Raw genomic sequence first — 17,359 nt, 5'->3', positions numbered from 1 at the left:
TCTCAGGAGGAGTGGGCGGTCGGGCTGTCGAAGGTCAGGCGGAGGGCCGCCACACACTGGTCGTACTTCTCGCGCAGCTCCTCCTCACTGTCGCCCCCGGTGAATATGTGCGCCACTTCGTAGCTGTAGCTGTCCTGCTGGCCGACGTCGGAGAGGCGCTGCGCCTCCTCGGGCACGACGTCGATACGGACGCCCGGAAGGGACTCCTCGATCCTGGCGACCTCGTCGGCCGACGGGATCTTGCGGACCACACCGTCGGTGAACCAGCGGAAGTACCACTTCGCCGCCAGCGCGTAGGGGCCCTCGCGGTGCGGGAGCGCGGGGTCCTCGCCCAGGGCGAGCGCCAGCATGCAGTGGTGGTTCGCCACCCCGTCGACGTACTGGAACAGTTCGGCGTGCGACTGGGAGTGACGCGGGTTGATCTCCAGGACCGCGAGGGAGTCGGTGCTCGGGTTGTAGAAGAACTCGATGCTGAAGGTCGCCTCGTCCATGCCGATGCGGCGCATCACCTTCTCCGAGATGTCCCGCAGCCGCTGCTGCACCGGCGCCGGCAGCGCCGAGGGGTACTGGTGGCGCAGAAAGCTGGTGGAGTCCGGGTAGTTGATGGAGTCGAGGACGCCGTAGACGGTGACCTCACCGTCGTGGACATAGCCCTCGACCGCCACCTGGAGACCTTCGAGGGTTCCCTCGGCGAGGCACACCTGAGCGCCGACACCGTCCATCTCCGGCGGGAGTTCGAGCTGGTCGAGGATGTACTCGAAGGGGCGGCCGACCCGCGCGATGCCGTCACGTATGTGCTGGACGGCCTCACGGAACTCGGTCATGTCCTCGACGCCGTAGGCCAGTTCGGAGGAGTACGACAGCGCGGGCTTGAGCCACATCGGGAAGGAGACGCCCTCCGGCGGCTGCGGGTCGTCCGCTTCCAGGTCGACCCTCCCGAAGTCCGGGTGCGCCGAGACGACCTCCGCCTGGACGAGGCGACTCCAGTACTTGTGCTCGCACTTGACCACCGACTCCAGGCTCGTGGCGCGGGTGCCGTAGCGCTCGCCGAGTACGGCCACCAGCGTGCTGACGGGGAAGTCCCAGTAGCCGACGATCGCGTCGATGGGGCCGTCGAAGGCGTCGAGCACCTGGCAGGCACGGTCGATCAGGTCAGGGACGCTGACCTCGCCCTCCTGCAGTTCCTTGATGGACAGAAGTCCGTGGAAGTCCAGGTCCTCGGCCTCGGGGACGGCTTGCAGGGCAGGCAGGTTGGCGTCGTCGAGTCCGAGTACGAACACGTTCCGGCGACGGTGGGACACGAGCGGCTCCTCAAAGTTGACGATGCGGGCCTGGGTACCCGCCGTCGGCCCCGGCACACGTCATGCTTCACAGCCGCCACCTGCGGCAAGGCATCCGGATCCGGCATGGTTTCCGCGCCGCCGTATGTCTGGGGGAGCCGAGGTCGGGTACGCGCCGCGGACGCGCAACCGTACGGACATACCCGACACCTGTGGGAGGCGGCCATGGACCTTGCGTTCCTCACTCCGCTCTGCGACCGGCCCGGACCCTGGGCCAGCGTCTACGTCGACACCTCACGCCACTCCGAGTCCACGACCGAGGAGCGGTCCGTGGAGGCCTTCGCGGTGCAGCGTGCTCTCGCCTCGGCCGGCGCGGACGAGGCGACCGGCCGCGCGGTCCGGTCGGCGGTCGATGAGCTTCAGCACACCCGTGAACCGATCGGCCGGGCACTCTTCGCCGCGCACGGCGAGGTCGTCCTGGACCTCGCGCTGAGTACGCCGCCGAGCGCGCGGGCCCACTGGGCGCCGGTGCCCCGCACCACACCCCTGCTCGACCTGGCCGGCGAGGACCCGCTGTGCCTCGTGGCCTACATCGACCGCAAGGGCGCCGACCTCGAAGTGCGCTCGGCGCGCGGTGCGGCGGACACGTCCTCGGTGACCGGGAAGCCGTGGCCCGCGCACCGCGCCGCGAGCGCCGACTGGTCCGAGCGGCACTTGCGGCTCGACGCGGAGCACACCTGGGAACACAATGCCGCCGAGCTGGCCTCGACGCTGGCGAACTGCCAGGCCGAGACGCGCGCCGACCTCCTGGTGCTCGTCGGCGACGCCCGGGAGTGCGCCGCGGTCGAGAGCCGGCTGCCGAAGCAGCTGCGGGAACACACCATGAGGGCCCGGCACGGCGCCGGAAGCCCTTTGCTGGACGCCGAGTTGGAGCGCGCCCGCGCCGAGTGCGTGGCGTACCGGGCCGAGCGCGACCTGGAGCGGTTCGCCGCCGAGCGCGGCCGTGACGACGCGGCGACGGCGGGCGTCCCCGCCCTGGTCGACGCGGCCCGCCAGCACCGCGTCGCCGAACTGCTGGTGGACACGGCCGGCCCGGACACGCACCGGGAGGTCTGGGTGGGGGACGAGCCCGATCAGCTCGCGATGCGGCGCACCGACGCCCTGGCCCTCGGCGCGGGCGAACCGGCGCAGGCCCGGGCGGACGACGCGCTGATGCGGTGCGCCGCGGCGAACGGCGCCTCGGCCCTGTCCGTCACCGCCGCCGCGCCGGGAGCGGCCCCGGCCGGTGGCCTCGGCGCGCTGCTGCGCTGGACCCAGCCGCGCGAGTGACGGCGCCGCACAGATGGGCGCACAGATGGAAGCCCGGGCCGGTCTGCACCGGCCCGGGCCCCGTCGTCACTTGTCCCGTCGCCCGCCGGGCAGCATCTCCTGCACCTTCGCCTTGAAGCCCTGCTTCACGACGTCCGCCGAGTCGCTGTCGCCCTTGAGGATCGCGGTGGCCGCCGCCTCGATCTGGTCGAGCGAGGCGTGCGGCGGGATCGGCGGCACCGCCGGATCCGTACGGAAGTCGAGCACGAACGGCCGGTCGGAGGCGAGCGCCTGACGCCAGGCGCTCTCCACGTCACCGGGCTTCTCCACCCGCGCGCCGTTCAGCCCGATGGAGCGGGCGAAGTCGGCGTACGGCACGTCGGGCAGCGCCTGCGAGGGCAGGAACTGCGGCGCCCCGGACATGGCCCGCATCTCCCAGGTGACCTGGTTGAGGTCCTGGTTGTTGAGGACGGCCACGATGAGCTGCGGGTTCTCCCACTCCTGCCAGTACTTGGCGGCGGTGATCAGCTCGGCCAGGCCGTTCATCTGCATCGCCCCGTCGCCGACGAGCGCGATCGCGGGCCGCCCGGGGTGTGCGAACTTCGCCCCGATGACGTACGGGACGCCCGGGCCCATCGTGGCGAGCGTCCCCGACAGTGAGCCGCGCATCGAGCCGCGCAGCCGCAGATGCCGGGCGTACCAGTTCGCGGCCGAGCCGGAGTCCGCGGCGAGGATGACGTCGTCGGGCAGGAGTGCGTCGAGGGTGTGCACCACGTGCTCGGGGTTGATGGGGTCGGCCTCGACGGCGGCCCGCCGCTCCATCACCTCCCACCAGCGGGCGGTGTCCTTCTCGATCTTCTTGCGCCACTTGCCGTGCTTCTTCTTCTCCAGATGCGGCAGCAGCCGCGTCAGCGTGGAGCGGGCGTCGCCGACGAGGTTGAGCTCGAAGGGGTAGCGCAGCCCGATCATGTGCGGGTCGATGTCGATCTGCACCGCCCGCGCCTGTCCGAACTCGGGAAGGAACTGGGAGTACGGGAAGCTCGAGCCGATGACCAGGAGGGTGTCGCACTCCTGCATCAGCTCGTAGGAGGGGCGGGTGCCGAGCAGCCCGATGGAGCCGGTGACGTAGGGGAGGTCGTCGGGCAGCGCGTCCTTGCCGAGGAGCGCCTTGGCGACGCCCGCGCCGAGGAGGTCGGCGAGCTGTTCGACCTCGGCACGGGCACCGCGCGCACCCTGGCCGACGAGGACGGCGACCTTCTCGCCCGCGTTGAGGATCTCCGCGGCCCTGAGCACGTCCTCGTCGGCGGGGACGGGCGCGTAGGACGCCATGCCGAGGCTGGAGGGGACCATCTTGAAGGCGTGCGTGGGCGGCGTGTAGTCGAGTTCCTGCACGTCGGCGGGGACGATGATCGCGGTGACGGTGCGGCGCGCGTAGGCGGTGCGAAAGGCGCGGTCGATGACGCCGGGGAGCTGCTCGGGGACGGTGACCATCTCGCAGAAGTCGGAGGCCACGTCCTTGAAGAGGCTCAGCAGGTCGACCTCCTGCTGGTACGAGCCGCCCATGGCGCTGCGGTTGGTCTGCCCGACGATCGCGACGACCGGGACGTGGTCGAGCTTGGCGTCGTACAGACCGTTGAGGAGATGGATCGCGCCGGGCCCCGAGGTGGCCGCGCAGACGCCCACCTTGCCGGAGAACTTCGCGTAGCCGACCGCCTCGAACGCGGCCATCTCCTCATGGCGGGCCTGGATGAACTCGGGCTTGTTGTCGGCGCGTCCCCAGGCGGCGAGAAGGCCGTTGATGCCGTCGCCCGCGTAGGCGAAGACATGCTCGACCTCCCATTCGCGCAGGCGCTCGAGGATGTGGTCGGAGACCTTCTGCGTCACGGGACAGTCCTTCCTTGCTCTGTTGAAGCCGTGCTTCGATGACGTGCTCTGCCGAGGGGTGTCGTGTTCCGGGTGTCCGTCATCGGGGCGCGCATGCCCGGCCGGCCGCGTAGGGGCCGGCGGGAGAGTACGGGCTCGTCACCGGCGTGCGGCGTCCTGCAGCCGGGGCAGGACCTCGGCGCGGTAGAAGTCGAAGAAGCCCTGCTGGTCGGGGCCGATCTGGTTGACGTAGACCTCGTCGAAGCCCGCGTCGGCGAACTCCTTCACCGCGCCGACGTGCGCGTCCTTGTCGTCGCCGCAGACGACGGCGCCGGCCACCATCTCCTCGGTGACGAGGCCGGAGGCCTGCTCGAAGTGGGCGGGGGTGGGCAGGACCTGGGGGAGTTCGCCGGGGAGCTGCTCGTTGGGCCACAGCCGGTGCACGGTCTTCACGGCCTGCGCCCGGTCGTGGCTCCAGCACACCTTGAGGCCGCCGATCACGGGGTTCTGGCCGCCGCCCGCCCGGCGGAACTGGCCCACCAGGTCCGCGTCCGGGGTCATCGTCACGAACCCGTCGCCGATCCGGCCCGCCAGCGCGGCGGCCTGCGGACCGAACCCGGACACGTAGAGCGGGGGCGGCTCGTCGGGGAGGGTGTAGAGCCGGGCGTTCTGCACCGTGTAGTGGGCGCCGCGGTGGGTGACCTGTTCGCCGGTGAAGAGCCGGCGCATCACGTGCACGGCCTCCTCCAGCATTTCCATGCGCTGGGGCGCCTCGGGCCAGGGGTCCCCGAGGATGTGCTCGTTCAGGGCCTCCCCGGTGCCGATGCCGAACCGGAAACGCCCCTCGGTCAGTACGGCCGCCGTGGCCGCGGCCTGCGCGTTGACGGCGGGATGCATGCGCACGGTGGGGCAGGTGACCAGCGTCGTCACGGGCAGCGAGGTCACCTGGGACAGGGCCCCGATCATCGACCAGACGAAGGAGCTCTGGCCCTGCTCGTCGTTCCACGGGTGGAAGTGGTCGGAGATCGCCAGTGCCTGGAACCCGGCCTGTTCGGCGGCGCGGGCCTGGGAGAGCAGCTCGGCGGGGGTGAACTCCTCGGAGGAGAGGAAGTAGCCGTAGGTGGTCATGCGTCGCCTTCCGGAAACTGATCGCGCGGACTCGGATCTCGCTGGGCGGCGAGTACCCGCCGGGCGCTGCGCGGAACGGGTGACGCGGCACGGGTGCGCCGGTCCCGGCGGGTGCGGGACCGGGCGGAACAGCAGGTCCGGGCAGCCGGGCGGCGCCGGTGGACGTGCCCGCCGTCTCCTCCTGGGTACCCGCTCGGCAGGGCCGCCGCCATGCGAGAAGCTGCTCGTAGGCGATCCGGCGACCCAGGAGGGCGACACGTGCCGCGTACGCGAGCGGAGGCTCGGATCAGGCACCCCAGGCACCAGCGGCGGGGAGAGGCCCGCCTGCCCGCCGTGGCCGCGATCGTCTCCGCGATCGCGCTGTATCTGTTCCTCCCGCAGCAGCTGCTGATCGCCCCGCGCTACGTGGTGCCCGCCCTGGAACTCGTGCTGCTGGTGCCGCTCGTGGCGATCAATCCGCAGCGCCTGACGCGGCAGACCAGGACCTTCCGCGTCCTGTCGCTCACTCTGGTGGCGGTCATCGCGGCGAGCAATCTCGTCGCGCTCGGCATGCTGATCCACGAGCTGGTGTTCGCCGGGGTCCAGGACGGCCGGTCGCTGCTGGTGGCCGCGGCCCAGGTGTGGCTCACGAACATCATCGTCTTCGGTCTCGCCTACTGGGAGCTGGACCGCGGCGGCCCGGTCAGCCGCACGCAGCTGCCCCGCGCCGAACTGCCGCTCGCGGACTTCCGCTTCTCGCAGGACGAGAACGACGACGCCGTCCAGGAGGTCAGCGCGGGCGCCAGCGGCGCGTCGGACTGGGTGCCCACGCTGGTGGACTACCTGTACGTGTCCGTCACCAACTCCACGGCCTTCAGCCCTACGGACACGATGCCGCTGTCCACGCGCGCCAAGCTGCTGATGAGTGTGCAGAGCGTCTCGGCCCTCCTGACGTCGCTGCTCGTCATCGCCCGCGCGGTCAGCGTCCTGCACTGACCGGCGTCCTGCACCGACCCCGCCGGGCTCACCCGGTCAGGCGGAGCGCGGGGTCCTCTTCGCCGTCTTCTTCGCCGTCTTCTTGGCCGCGGACTTCGTCGCCGTGGCCGTCTTGGCCGGCGTCTTCTTCGTCGTCTTCTTGGCGGCGGCCTTCTTCTTCGGCATCTCGTGCACGGTCGCGTGGCCCTCGTTCTCGGCACCGCGCGACTTCTTGGCCTGCTGCACCGACTGCTCCAGGGCCGCCATCAGGTCCAGGACCCGCCCCGACGGCGCCTCCTGCGGCTCGGCGGCGGGGGGCTTCTTGCCGTCGGCCTTGGCGTGAATGACCTCCTCAAGGGCCGCCGTGTAGCGGTCGGCGGCCCACTCGGCCTCCTCCAGCGGTTCCTCGCGTGTCATCGAGTCGATCAGCAGCAGGGCCTCGTCGACCTCCTCGCCGGTGATGTCGACCTCGGCCGGCGCCAGTTCCGCGGGGGAGCGGATCTCGTCGGGCCACTTCAGGGCGTGCAGGGCGATCACGTCCTCCTTCACCCGCAGCAGCCCGAGCCGCTCCCGGCCGTGCCAGGCGAACTTGGCGACGGCGGCCTTCGCGTTGCGCTCCAGCGCCTTGCGCAGCAGTACGTACGGTTTCGTCGCGGCCTGCCCGCCGGACTCCAGGTAGTAGCCCTCCCCGATCTGGATCGGGTCGATGGACTCGTAGGGCACGAAGGCGACGATCTCGATGGCCTTCGCGGTCGGCAGGGGTATCTCGCGCAGTTCCTCGTCGGAGACCGCGACGACCTGACCCGGGGCGATCTCGTACCCCTTGCCGATCTCGTCCTGGGTGACCTCGCGGTCCTCGAGTTCGCACACCTTGCGGCTGCGCACCCGGCCCATGTCGTCCAAGTGGTACTGGTGGAACCGGATGCTGTGGTCCTCGGTGGCGGACATGACCCTGATCGGGATGGTCACGAGCCCGAACGAGACGGCGCCGGTCCACACGGGACGGGGCATGACGAACCTCCCTGGTCAGGCCCCGAGAACGCCCAGCCTAGGCAGCCCACCGGACGGCGGCATGTCGAGCCGTCCTCCGTATGCGGTGCGCACGGCCCACGCGTAGCGTGATCAGTACCCCACTGTTTGTCCTCAGGGACGACGGGCAGTCGGTCGTGAGTGCTTGAGACCACAGGCGCGTCTGCGGGGAGCTGTACACCCAGATGCGGGTCCGTCTGCTCTTCGCCCCCTTTTCTGCCGGCGTTGAGGAGCGAGTTCTCCATGGCCACCCACCATCCGCACGACGATGCCCCGGACACCGAACAGACGTTTCTGCGCATGGCCGAGAGCCCGGCCGGCCGGGAGCACGACCTGCTGTTCGAAGAGCTGGTGGAGGCGTGGCTGCCCATGGCGAACCGGCTGGCCAGAAGGTTCCGCAACAAGGGCGAGAACATCCAGGACCTGGAGCAGGTCGCGGCGATGGGCCTGGTCAAGGCCGTCGAACGGTACGACCTCGGGCGCGGCGCCTTCGAGCCCTACGCGGTACCCACGATCACCGGCGAACTGCGCCGCCACTTCCGCGACCACACCTGGGACGTACGGGTGCCCCGCCGCGTCCAGGACCTGCGCAACAAGGTCCGCGTCGCCCGCCGCGACCTGATGAACCGGTCCGGGCACGAGGGCGAGCCGAGCGCCGAGGAGCTCGCCGAACGCACCGGGCTCACCTGCGACGAGGTGCGCGACGGCCTGGAGGCGCTGGAGAGTTACAGCGCCCTGTCCCTGGACGCCGAGGCGGGCGCCTCCGACGACGGATACAGCCTGGCCGACACCCTCGGCGAGTCCGAGAACGGCTACGACCTCGTCGCCGACCGCGAAGCCGCCAAGGCCGGCCTGCGGCACCTGCCCGAACGCGAACGCACCATCCTCTACCTGCGCTTCTTCGAGGACATGACCCAGGCCCGTATCGCCGAGGTCGTCGGCATCTCCCAGATGCACGTCTCCCGGCTCATCACCCGCAGCTGCGCCTCGGTCCGCGACCACGCCACCCGGCCCTCCCGGCACGAGCAGGCCGCCTGACCACGCAAGGGAGCCAGTCGTGAGCGAGAAGGACGGACTGCGGACCTACCGGGGGAAGCGGCACTTCGACCGGACGAGCGAGCCGAGCGGCGACCCCGGGACGGCGGACGACGGCGCGCGATCCCCGTCCGACGAGCCCGTCTTCGTGGTGCAGATCCACGACGCCAGCACGATGCACTTCGACTTCCGCCTGGAGGTCGACGGCGTGCTCAAGTCCTGGTCGGTCCCCAAGGGCCCGTCCACCGACCCGCACGACAAACGGCTCGCCATCCCCACCGAGGACCACCCCATGTCGTACCGGGATTTCGAGGGGGTGATCCCGCAGGGCGAGTACGGCGGAGGCACGGTCATCGTCTGGGACCAGGGCACGTACAGCCCGACCAGCCATGACAAGCGCCACCGTCCCGTGCCCTTCGCGCAGGCCCTGGAGAAGGGGCACGTCACGTTCGAACTGCACGGCCGGAAACTGCGCGGCCAGTACGCACTCACCCGCTTCCACGGCCGCGAGGAGCAGAACGGCGGCTCGGCGAAGAAACCGACCTGGCTGCTCGTGCGGACCGCGGACGGAACCGGAAGCACGTCGGGCAGCGGCACCACCGACCCGCGGCGAGCCCGCTCGGCCCGCTCCGGCCGCACACTCCGCCAGGTCGCCGAGGCACCCGACGCCCCGACCTGGGAGCCGAACGACGGCGACCAGACGTGACCGGCCTGCTCGACACGCTGCCGCCCGGCCTCGACAGCCGTACGCGCCCCGCCGCACCCGGAGTCGAACTCGCGGCGTCCCCGATGAAGGCCACGCTCAGCGACCGCCGCGACTTTCCCACCGGCTGGGTCTTCGAGCGGAAACTGGACGGCATCCGGGTCCTCGCCGTGCGGGAGAGAGGCGAGGTGACGCTCCGCTCCCGCTCGGGACGCCGGCTCGACGCCACGTACCCCGAGATCATCGAGGCGCTCGCCGCACAGGACGGCGCGGACTTCACCGTCGACGGCGAGATCGTCGCCTATGCGCACGGGCGGACGGACTTCGCCCTGCTCCAGCAGCGCATGGGGCTCACCCGGCGCGCCGACGTCGAGGCGAGCAAGGTCGCCGTCACCTACTACGTGTTCGATCTGCTGCGCCTCGACGGAGTCGACGTACGGCGCCTGCCGCTGCGCAACCGCAAGTCCCTGCTGCGACGCGCCCTCACGTTCCAGGCGCCGCTGCGCTTCACCGCCCACCGCAACGCGGGCGGCCCCGATCTTCTCGCCGACGCCTGCCGCCGCGGATGGGAAGGGCTCATCGCCAAACGGGCCGACAGCACGTACCAGACACGCCGCTCGGACGACTGGCTCAAGCTGAAGTGCAGCCAGGGCCAGGAGTTCGTGGTGGGCGGGTTCACCGAGCCCGCCGGCAGCCGCGAGGGCCTCGGCGCCCTGCTCATCGGCTACTACGAGGACGGACAACTGCGCTACGCGGGCAAGGTCGGCACCGGATTCGACCGCCGCACCCTGCGCGAGCTGCGCGCGCAGCTCGACGCACTTCAGCAGCCCGGCTCGCCGTTCGCCGGCCGGATCGCACAGCGGACGGCCCACTGGGTGCGGCCGCACCTCGTGGTGCAGATCGGCTTCGCCGAGTGGACGCGCGACGGCATGCTGCGCCACCCCCGCTACCAAGGGCTGCGGGACGACAAGAGAGCCGCCGACGTCGTCAGGGAGCAACCGGAGTCATGAGCGACCAGAAGAACGTGATGCGGGAACTGCTCGACGGCTACGGGCAGACCTACGCCGCCGAAGCGGGCATCCCCCTCAAGGACACCCCGCAGCCGCTGTACCGGACGCTGGTCCTGGCGAGTCTGCTCAGCGCGCGGATCCGGGCCTCCGTCGCGGTGGCGAGCGCGCGGGCGCTGTACGACGCCGGGCTGCGCGATCCCCGGCGCATGGCCGACGCCACCTGGCAGCAGCGCGTCGACGCCCTGGGCGAGGGCGGCTACCGGCGCTACGACGAGCGCACCGCGACCCAGCTCGGCGACGGCGCGCGGCTCGTGCTCGACGAGTGGGGCGGGGACCTGCGGACGGTGCGCGAGCGGGCCGACGGAGACGTGGACGAACTGCGTGCACAGCTGCGCCGGATGCCGGGGCTCGGGCCGACCGGCGTCGACATCTTCCTGCGGGAGGTCCAGGACGTCTGGTCCGAATACGCGCCGTTCCTGGACGCCAAGACCCTGCAGGGCGCCGAGCGCCTGGGGCTCCCGAAGGACCCCGCCGCGCTGGTCCGCCTGACGGGCGACGCCCCGCGCGCGGAGGTGGCGGCGGCGCTGGTCCGGGCCGCGCTGGACAAGAGCGTGGTGCAGGAGTGCCTGGCGCGGGCGGGTGACCGAGGTCACTGAGGTCCACGGACCGATCTTGGAATGCGTGTCCGCCCCGCACTGCTGCATGCTTGTGGGCTCGCCCCCGTGAACGGTGGCGCCGGGCAATGGGGCTCGGGATCCCCCATTCCACGGACCGCTTTCTCCGAAAGGTCTCCTGCACCATGCCGCTGGCCCTGCTGGCCCTGGCTGTTGTCGCGTTCGGCATCGGCACGACCGAGTTCGCCACCATGGGGCTGCTGCCCCAGATCGCCGACGGGGTCGACGTCTCCGTGCCGCACGCCGGCAACCTCGTATCCGCGTACGCCCTCGGTGTCGTCGTCGGCGCTCCCGTACTGACCGGCATCGGCGCGCGCGTCCCGCACAAGCGGCTGCTGCTGCTCCTGTCCGGACTGTTCGTGGTCGGCAACATCGCGTCCGCGCTCGCCCCCAACTTCGGCCTGCTCTTCGCCGCCCGCTTCCTGGCGGGTCTGCCGCACGGCGCGCTGTTCGGCGTCGGCGCCGTCGTCGCGTCCCGGCTCGTCGCCCCCGAGCGCGCCGCACGCGCCGTGTCGAAGATGTTCCTCGGGCTCACCGTCGCGAACATCGTCGGCGTACCGGCCGGCACGGCCCTCGGCCAGCACCTCGGCTGGCGCTCCGCCTACTGGGCCGTCGCCGTCATCGGGGTCCTCGCCCTCGTCGCGCTGGCCCTCTTCGTCCCGTACCAGCCGCGCGGCACGCAGTCCGGCATCCGGCACGAGCTGCGGGCGATGGGCAACAAGCAGGTCGTGATCGGCCTGGCCACGGCCGTCGTCGGATTCGGCGGTTTCTTCGCCGTCTACAGCTATCTGGTGCCGATGCTGACGAACGTCACGGGCATCTCCGACACCTCGACCACGCTGGTCCTCGCGCTCTACGGCGTCGGCATGACACTCGGCACACTCATCGCGGGCCCGCTCACGGACCGCGCCCTGCGGCCGACGCTGTACGCGGGGATGGCGCTGCTCGCCGCGGCCCTGGTGACGTTCTACTTCGCCGTGCACAGCACGGTGCCGGCGCTGATCACGATCACGTTCATCGGTGCCATGGGCTCCCTGATCACCACACCGGTTCAGATGCTGCTCATGGCCAAGGCGGAGGACGCTCCGACGATGGCGGCGGCCTCCAACCACTCGGCCTTCAACCTCGCCAACGCGGGCGGTGCCTGGCTCGGCGGCCTGGCCATCTCGGCGGGCTGGGGCTGGACCTCGCCCAACCTGGTCGGGGCGGCGCTCGCCGTGGCGGGCCTCGGCCTCGCCTTCACGGGAGGCCTCATGGACCGGGGCACCCGACGCTCCGAGGTGGTCACCTCCTCCCGTCCGGAGTTCGCCAAGCAGACCGACCAGGAGGTCAGCCCGGCTCCCTGAGACGGCGGGCCGACCCCGGACATGGGGCCGCCCGTTCTGCCGTGATCACGGCAGAACGGGCGGCCCCACTGCTCACCTCTGAGCGACGTACGAGAACACTCCGACGGCGGCGCCGACACCGCCCGCGCACACGCCGAGACAGCGCGCCTTCAGCCGGGCGTACCGCTCGTTGTACTCCCCGCGCAGCTCACGGGCGCGCTCCGCCAGCTGGACGAGCGCGGCCTGGTGGAAGGCGAGCCGCTCCTCGGTGAAGACACGCTCGACCTCCTCCCGCTGCGCCGTGGTGAGCCAGGGGAGCCGCTGCGTGAAGCCCTCGGCCTGCGCGCGCGTCTCGTCCAGCTTCGAGGTCCACAGCAGATAGCCCTCCATCTGCCGCAGACCCGACTCGACGTCCTGCTCCGTGCTCATGAGGAGGCGGTCTCGTGCGCGTTCTGCCGCTGGTCGAGAACGGCGACACCGGGATGGTGCAGATCGAACGCGGGGGATTCGGAGCGGATCCGCGGCAGGGTGACGAAGTTGTGCCGCGGCGGCGGGCAGGACGTCGCCCACTCCAGCGAGCGGCCGTAGCCCCACGGGTCGTCGACGAGGATCGGCCGGCCGTACTTGGCGGTCTTCCAGACGTTGTAGAGGAACGGCAGGAGGGAGAGACCGAGCAGGAAGGACGAGATCGTGGAGAGGGTGTTGAGCGCGGTGAAGCCGTCGACCGCGAGATAGTCCGCGTACCGCCGCGGCATCCCCTCCACGCCCAGCCAGTGCTGCACCAGGAACGTGCCGTGGAAGCCGCAGAACAGCGTCCAGAACGTGATCTTGCCGAGCCGCTCGTCGAGCATCTTCCCGGTGAACTTCGGCCACCAGAAATGGAACCCCGAGAACATCGCGAACACCACGGTCCCGAAGACGACGTAGTGGAAGTGCGCCACCACGAAGTACGAGTCCGAGACATGGAAGTCCAGCGGCGGGGCCGCCAGGATCACGCCGGTCAGGCCGCCGAAGAGGAAGGTCACGAGGAAGCCGACCGCCCAGAGCATCGGTGTCTCGAAGGACAGGGAGCCCTTCCACATCGTGCCGATCCAGTTGAAGAACTTCACCCCGGTCGGCACCGCGATCAGGAACGTCATGAAGGAGAAGAACGGCAGCAGCACCCCGCCGGTGACGTACATGTGGTGCGCCCACACGGTCGCCGACAGGCCGGCGATGGCGATCGTCGCCCCGATGAGCCCCGAGTAGCCGAAGATCGGCTTGCGGCTGAAGACCGGGATGACCTCGGACACGATGCCGAAGAACGGCAGCGCGATGATGTACACCTCCGGATGGCCGAAGAACCAGAACAGGTGCTGCCAGAGCAGTGGCCCGCCGTTCGCCGCGTCGAAGACGTGCGCGCCGAATTTCCGGTCCGCCTCGAGCGCCAGCAGCGCGGCGGCGAGGACCGGGAAGGCCAGCAGCACCAGCACACCCGTCAGCAGCACGTTCCAGGTGAAGATCGGCATCCGGAACATCGTCATGCCCGGGGCGCGCATGCAGATGATGGTCGTGATGAAGTTGACCGAGCCCAGGATCGTGCCGAAGCCCTGGAAGGCGAGGCCCATGATCCACATGTCACCGCCGATCCCCGGTGAATGCACCGCGTCGGACAGCGGACTGTAGGCGAACCAGCCGAAGTCCGCCGCACCCTGCGGGGTCAGGAAGCTGCCGACCGCGATGAGCGAGCCGAACAGATACATCCAGTAGGCGAACATGTTCAGGCGCGGGAACGCGACATCGGGGGCGCCGATCTGCAGCGGCATGATCCAGTTGGCGAAACCGACGAAGAGCGGCGTGGCGAACATCAGCAGCATGACGGTGCCGTGCATGGTGAACGCCTGGTTGAACTGCTCGTTCGAGATCAACTGCGTGCCGGGCCGGGCCAGTTCCGCGCGCATGAAGAGCGCCATGACCCCGCCGACGAGGAAGAACGTGAACGAGGTCGACAGATACATCGTCCCGATCGTCTTGTGGTCGGTGGTGCTCAGCCACTTCACCACGATCGCACCGGGGCTCCGGGTGTGAGCGCCCTCCGCATCGGGTGCGTCGGGAGCGGCCTCAGCGCTCTTGTCCAAGGACGTCATCAGGTGGGGCTCTCTTCGTCGGTGCTGTCGGGGGACACGACCACGACTAGCCCACCGCCGCCGGGGAACCCGCGAAAAGCGCTCCCGCGCGTGCGCGGTTCGCCCGAATGCACCAATCGGCCGTCGCCCGGCGCGGCCCCCAACAGCTCCCACACCGGCCCGAGTTCGATGACCGGCCAGGTCAGAGCCCTCGCGAGACCCGCCAGGATAGGCGGCTCGCACGTTATCGGCGGAACATGGGTAGAAACCGGAGTGTGCCGAGCGGACGGGAGTGCCACAGGTGGGTGGAGGGCGCGAGAACGGCCGTTCTGAGGAGTACGCCGCCGAGGTGCGCCAGGTCGAGGCTCTCAACCGGCTGGAAGGCCCGACCCCCGACGGGTCGGGGCACGCGGCGGACCGCGTGCGCCACCGGGGAGCCGACCTGCTCGTCACGGGCCACGCCTTGGCGCGCACGGACTCCCTGGGGGAAGCGCTCACCCTGATCTCGCAGCTGGCCGATCCCACCCTGCCGCTGTGCGGCCAGGCGGTCTTCCGCGCGGACCGCGAACTCCTGCACTGCGTCGGCCACTTGGGCTTCCGGAGCTGTGAGGAAGGCACTTTCCGGATGCCCCTGGAGAGCGACTACCCCGGGGCGCAGGTGGCCAGGACCGGGCGCCCCGTCTTCCTGGCCTCCCCGCAGGAACACCGGGCCCGGTTCCCCGACACCTGGGAACGCTCCGACCGTGAAGGGCACGAGGCCTGGGCCTTCCTGCCGCTGACCACCTACGGTCAGCTCACCGGCGTATGGATGACCGCCTTCGACGCGCCGGTGCGGATGACCGACGGCGTGCGCGCCCTCCTGATGACCACCGCCCGTCTGCTCAGCCAGAGCATCGAGCACACCTACACGGGCCAGGCGGACCGCGCCCTCTCCCAGAGCCTGCGCAGCAGCATGGGCGGCTCGGGCCCCGGCGTCGACGGGCTCACCACCGCCGCCCGCTACCTGCCCACCGGCGGGGGACTCATGGTCGGCGGCGACTGGTTCGACTGCATCACCCTGCCCAACGGCCGCCTCGGCCTGGTGATCGGCGACGTCCAGGGCCACGACATGCACGCCGCGGGACTGATGTCCCAGCTGCGCACGGCCATCCACGCCTACGCGGCCGAGGGGCACGGCCCCGACGCCGTCCTCTCCCGGGCCTCGCATTTCCTGGCGGCTCTCGACGAGGACCGCTTCGCGACCTGCATCTACCTGGAGGCCGACGCCGCCACCGGCACCCTGCGCATCGCCCGCGCCGGCCACCCGCACCCCGTGCTGCGCCTCCCGGACGGAACGTGTCTGCTGAAGCACCTGAGCGGCGGCCTGCCCCTGGGCCTCGACCTGGAGGAGGACAACTATCCCGTCAACGTCCTCACTCTGCGCGAGAACGAGATCCTCATGCTGTGCACCGACGGCCTGATCGAGTCCGGCGGGCACGACATGTATTCCGGCTGGCTCCGCGTACGCAACGCGCTGTCGCCGGGCACCCCCGAGGACCTGGACGCCATCGCCGAGCGGCTCCTGAGCGCGGTCGTGGCTCCCGAGACCCCGCAGGAACAGGACCAGCCCGCCTCCATCACCGAGGACGACATCGCCCTGCTCCTGCTGCGCCGCGACCCTTCCCCGGCCCACTCGGGTCCGCCCAACCGCCATCTGCGCCTCACCCTCGAACAGGACCAGGCACAGGCCCTGCGCGACGCCCGGACCGAGTTCCAGGGACTGCTCCATGACTGGGCGCGGCCCGAGCAGGTCGACACGGCGGTCCTGCTCGCCTCCGAACTGCTCGGCAACGTGCTGGTCCACACCGAACACTCCGCCGTCCTGCAAGCCGACATCAGCGGCGAGCCCGGCCGGCGACGGCTGCGCGTGGAGGTCACCGACCGCAGCGACGACGTGCCGCACCGGCGCGCCCCGGGTGAACTCTCCTCGTCCGGGCGCGGCCTGGTCCTCCTGGACCTGCTGGCCCACCAGTGGAACGTCCGCCCCGAGCCGGAGGGCAAGACGGTGTGGTTCGCACTCGACGAGGACGGCCCGGAAGAGCCGTGAGCGGGCGCAGGGAACGCAGAAGGGGCCCGGCTGCTGCCGGGCCCCTTCGTTTCGTAGCGGGGACAGGATTTGAACCTGCGACCTCTGGGTTATGAGCCCAGCGAGCTACCGAGCTGCTCCACCCCGCGTCGGTAAGACCACTCTACACGGACACGGAGGCCGCCCGACCCCGGGCCGGCGCCGTGCCGCCGGACGCGGCCGCGCGGAGCGAATGCCACGGTGCCTCCGTAGGTGTCCTCTGCCGCTGAACGAGGGAAATCCGATGATCGCACCGGAACCGCCCGCGCGTGTCTCCGCGCTGCTCAACGGGGTACCGGAGGCCGATCACGCCGGACCTTCACTACACAGCGTGAGGTCAGCGGATGCGGAGGGTGGTCGGACGCGGCAAGGTCGATCACGGCGGAAGGTGGCCCGTTCCGCCGAGCCCTGGCAACGGTGCCGGGGGCTTCCCTGTGGCCGTCGAACCTGAAAGGACCGCATCAGATGCGCAAGATTGCCAAGTACGTCGCTGTCGGTGCCCTCGTCACCCCGCTCGTCATCGGCAGCGCCGGCCTTGCGTCGGCCCACGACGGCCCGGACCACGACGGTCACGGCTACACGGGCCCGGCTTACGGGAAGGCGCAGAACTGGGCGAACGCCAACGGCGGCCGGACGACTGTCACGTACAGCGGCTTCACCCCGGACGGCAAGGCCTACTTCGTGACGGCCACCAAGAAGGCCGGCCCCACGGGCGCCTACGGCAGCGCCACGGGCTCGCACTCCTGACGCGGTCCGCTGTGCGGCCCGGCCGCTGAGCCGGGCCGCCCCGTGTGCCCCGAAGCCAACGGCTTCGGGGCACACGGCTGTGCGGACGCCCCGG

The 17,359-nt window shown here is 70.7% G+C and carries 15 protein-coding genes and 1 tRNA gene; 9 read left to right on the top strand and 7 right to left on the bottom strand.

Annotated elements, in window-relative coordinates; all coding sequences use genetic code 11:
• Nucleotides 1-2: 2 nt before the first annotated feature.
• Nucleotides 3-1,301, bottom strand: a complete 1,299-nt coding sequence (locus ABD366_RS05830) for an ATP-grasp domain-containing protein (protein ID WP_324766428.1) — start codon at nucleotides 1,299-1,301, stop codon at nucleotides 3-5.
• Nucleotides 1,302-1,505: 204 nt separating this feature from the next.
• Between ABD366_RS05830 and ABD366_RS05825 the strand changes: the two genes are divergently transcribed.
• Complete coding sequence (locus ABD366_RS05825) at nucleotides 1,506-2,609, top strand: baeRF2 domain-containing protein (protein ID WP_344441213.1); 1,104 nt, start codon at nucleotides 1,506-1,508, stop codon at nucleotides 2,607-2,609.
• Between the two features lie 66 nt (nucleotides 2,610-2,675).
• Here ABD366_RS05825 and ABD366_RS05820 read toward each other — a convergent pair whose 3' ends face one another.
• Nucleotides 2,676-4,472 carry a thiamine pyrophosphate-requiring protein gene (locus tag ABD366_RS05820; protein WP_324767957.1) on the bottom strand — a complete coding sequence of 599 codons (1,797 nt, stop codon included), beginning with the start codon at nucleotides 4,470-4,472 and terminating at the stop codon, nucleotides 2,676-2,678.
• Nucleotides 4,473-4,610: 138 nt separating this feature from the next.
• A complete protein-coding gene (locus ABD366_RS05815; RefSeq protein ID WP_324767956.1) occupies nucleotides 4,611-5,579 on the bottom strand; it encodes a TIGR03557 family F420-dependent LLM class oxidoreductase in 969 nt (322 codons plus the stop codon).
• A 258-nt stretch (nucleotides 5,580-5,837) separates the two neighbouring features.
• On the opposite strand from ABD366_RS05815, the gene ABD366_RS05810 reads away from it, so the two are divergent.
• The gene (locus ABD366_RS05810; protein WP_324767955.1) at nucleotides 5,838-6,554 is read left to right on the top strand and encodes a hypothetical protein; all 717 of its coding nucleotides are present in this window, start codon (nucleotides 5,838-5,840) and stop codon (nucleotides 6,552-6,554) included.
• A 36-nt stretch (nucleotides 6,555-6,590) separates the two neighbouring features.
• Here the strand turns inward: ABD366_RS05810 and ku are convergent, their stop codons facing one another.
• Nucleotides 6,591-7,544 carry a non-homologous end joining protein Ku gene (ku, locus tag ABD366_RS05805; RefSeq protein ID WP_324767954.1) on the bottom strand — a complete coding sequence of 318 codons (954 nt, stop codon included), beginning with the start codon at nucleotides 7,542-7,544 and terminating at the stop codon, nucleotides 6,591-6,593.
• A 261-nt stretch (nucleotides 7,545-7,805) separates the two neighbouring features.
• Between ku and ABD366_RS05800 the strand changes: the two genes are divergently transcribed.
• The 5 genes from ABD366_RS05800 to ABD366_RS05780 all read left to right on the top strand — a co-directional run bounded on the left by ABD366_RS05800 (nucleotide 7,806) and on the right by ABD366_RS05780 (nucleotide 12,330).
• Nucleotides 7,806-8,600: a SigB/SigF/SigG family RNA polymerase sigma factor gene (locus ABD366_RS05800; RefSeq protein ID WP_324767953.1), complete on the top strand. Its 795-nt coding sequence runs from the start codon at nucleotides 7,806-7,808 to the stop codon at nucleotides 8,598-8,600.
• Between the two features lie 19 nt (nucleotides 8,601-8,619).
• Nucleotides 8,620-9,303: a DNA polymerase ligase N-terminal domain-containing protein gene (locus tag ABD366_RS05795; protein WP_324767952.1), complete on the top strand. Its 684-nt coding sequence runs from the start codon at nucleotides 8,620-8,622 to the stop codon at nucleotides 9,301-9,303.
• Entirely contained in the window at nucleotides 9,300-10,310 is a 1,011-nt protein-coding gene (ligD, locus tag ABD366_RS05790; RefSeq protein WP_324767951.1) for a non-homologous end-joining DNA ligase, read from the top strand. Before ABD366_RS05795 ends, ligD begins: the two co-directional genes overlap by 4 nt.
• Nucleotides 10,307-10,966 carry an endonuclease gene (locus tag ABD366_RS05785; RefSeq protein ID WP_324767950.1) on the top strand — a complete coding sequence of 220 codons (660 nt, stop codon included), beginning with the start codon at nucleotides 10,307-10,309 and terminating at the stop codon, nucleotides 10,964-10,966. The genes ligD and ABD366_RS05785 overlap by 4 nt, the downstream gene beginning before the upstream one ends.
• A 143-nt stretch (nucleotides 10,967-11,109) precedes the next feature.
• Nucleotides 11,110-12,330 carry an MFS transporter gene (locus ABD366_RS05780; protein ID WP_324767948.1) on the top strand — a complete coding sequence of 407 codons (1,221 nt, stop codon included), beginning with the start codon at nucleotides 11,110-11,112 and terminating at the stop codon, nucleotides 12,328-12,330.
• Between the two features lie 72 nt (nucleotides 12,331-12,402).
• On the opposite strand, the gene ABD366_RS05775 is transcribed toward ABD366_RS05780, so the two are convergent.
• Nucleotides 12,403-12,738, bottom strand: coding sequence for a hypothetical protein (locus ABD366_RS05775; RefSeq protein ID WP_324767947.1), 336 nt, complete (start codon nucleotides 12,736-12,738; stop codon nucleotides 12,403-12,405).
• A complete protein-coding gene (ctaD, locus tag ABD366_RS05770; RefSeq protein ID WP_324767945.1) occupies nucleotides 12,735-14,435 on the bottom strand; it encodes an aa3-type cytochrome oxidase subunit I in 1,701 nt (566 codons plus the stop codon). The genes ABD366_RS05775 and ctaD overlap by 4 nt, the downstream gene beginning before the upstream one ends.
• A 280-nt stretch (nucleotides 14,436-14,715) precedes the next feature.
• On the opposite strand from ctaD, the gene ABD366_RS05765 reads away from it, so the two are divergent.
• Entirely contained in the window at nucleotides 14,716-16,500 is a 1,785-nt protein-coding gene (locus tag ABD366_RS05765; RefSeq protein ID WP_324767944.1) for an ATP-binding SpoIIE family protein phosphatase, read from the top strand.
• A gap of 54 nt (nucleotides 16,501-16,554) precedes the next feature.
• On the opposite strand, the gene ABD366_RS05760 is transcribed toward ABD366_RS05765, so the two are convergent.
• A tRNA-Met gene (locus ABD366_RS05760) sits at nucleotides 16,555-16,628 on the bottom strand.
• A gap of 355 nt (nucleotides 16,629-16,983) precedes the next feature.
• Here ABD366_RS05760 and ABD366_RS05755 point away from each other — a divergent pair.
• Nucleotides 16,984-17,265, top strand: a complete 282-nt coding sequence (locus ABD366_RS05755; RefSeq protein WP_324767943.1) for a hypothetical protein — start codon at nucleotides 16,984-16,986, stop codon at nucleotides 17,263-17,265.
• Nucleotides 17,266-17,359: the final 94 nt, after the last annotated feature.

This window comes from Streptomyces kunmingensis (genome assembly GCF_039533535.1).
Classification (GTDB): Bacteria; Actinomycetota; Actinomycetes; order Streptomycetales; family Streptomycetaceae; genus Streptomyces; species Streptomyces kunmingensis.
Note: the sequence above shows the minus strand (reverse complement) of the source record. Positions and strands in the feature narration are given on the sequence as shown.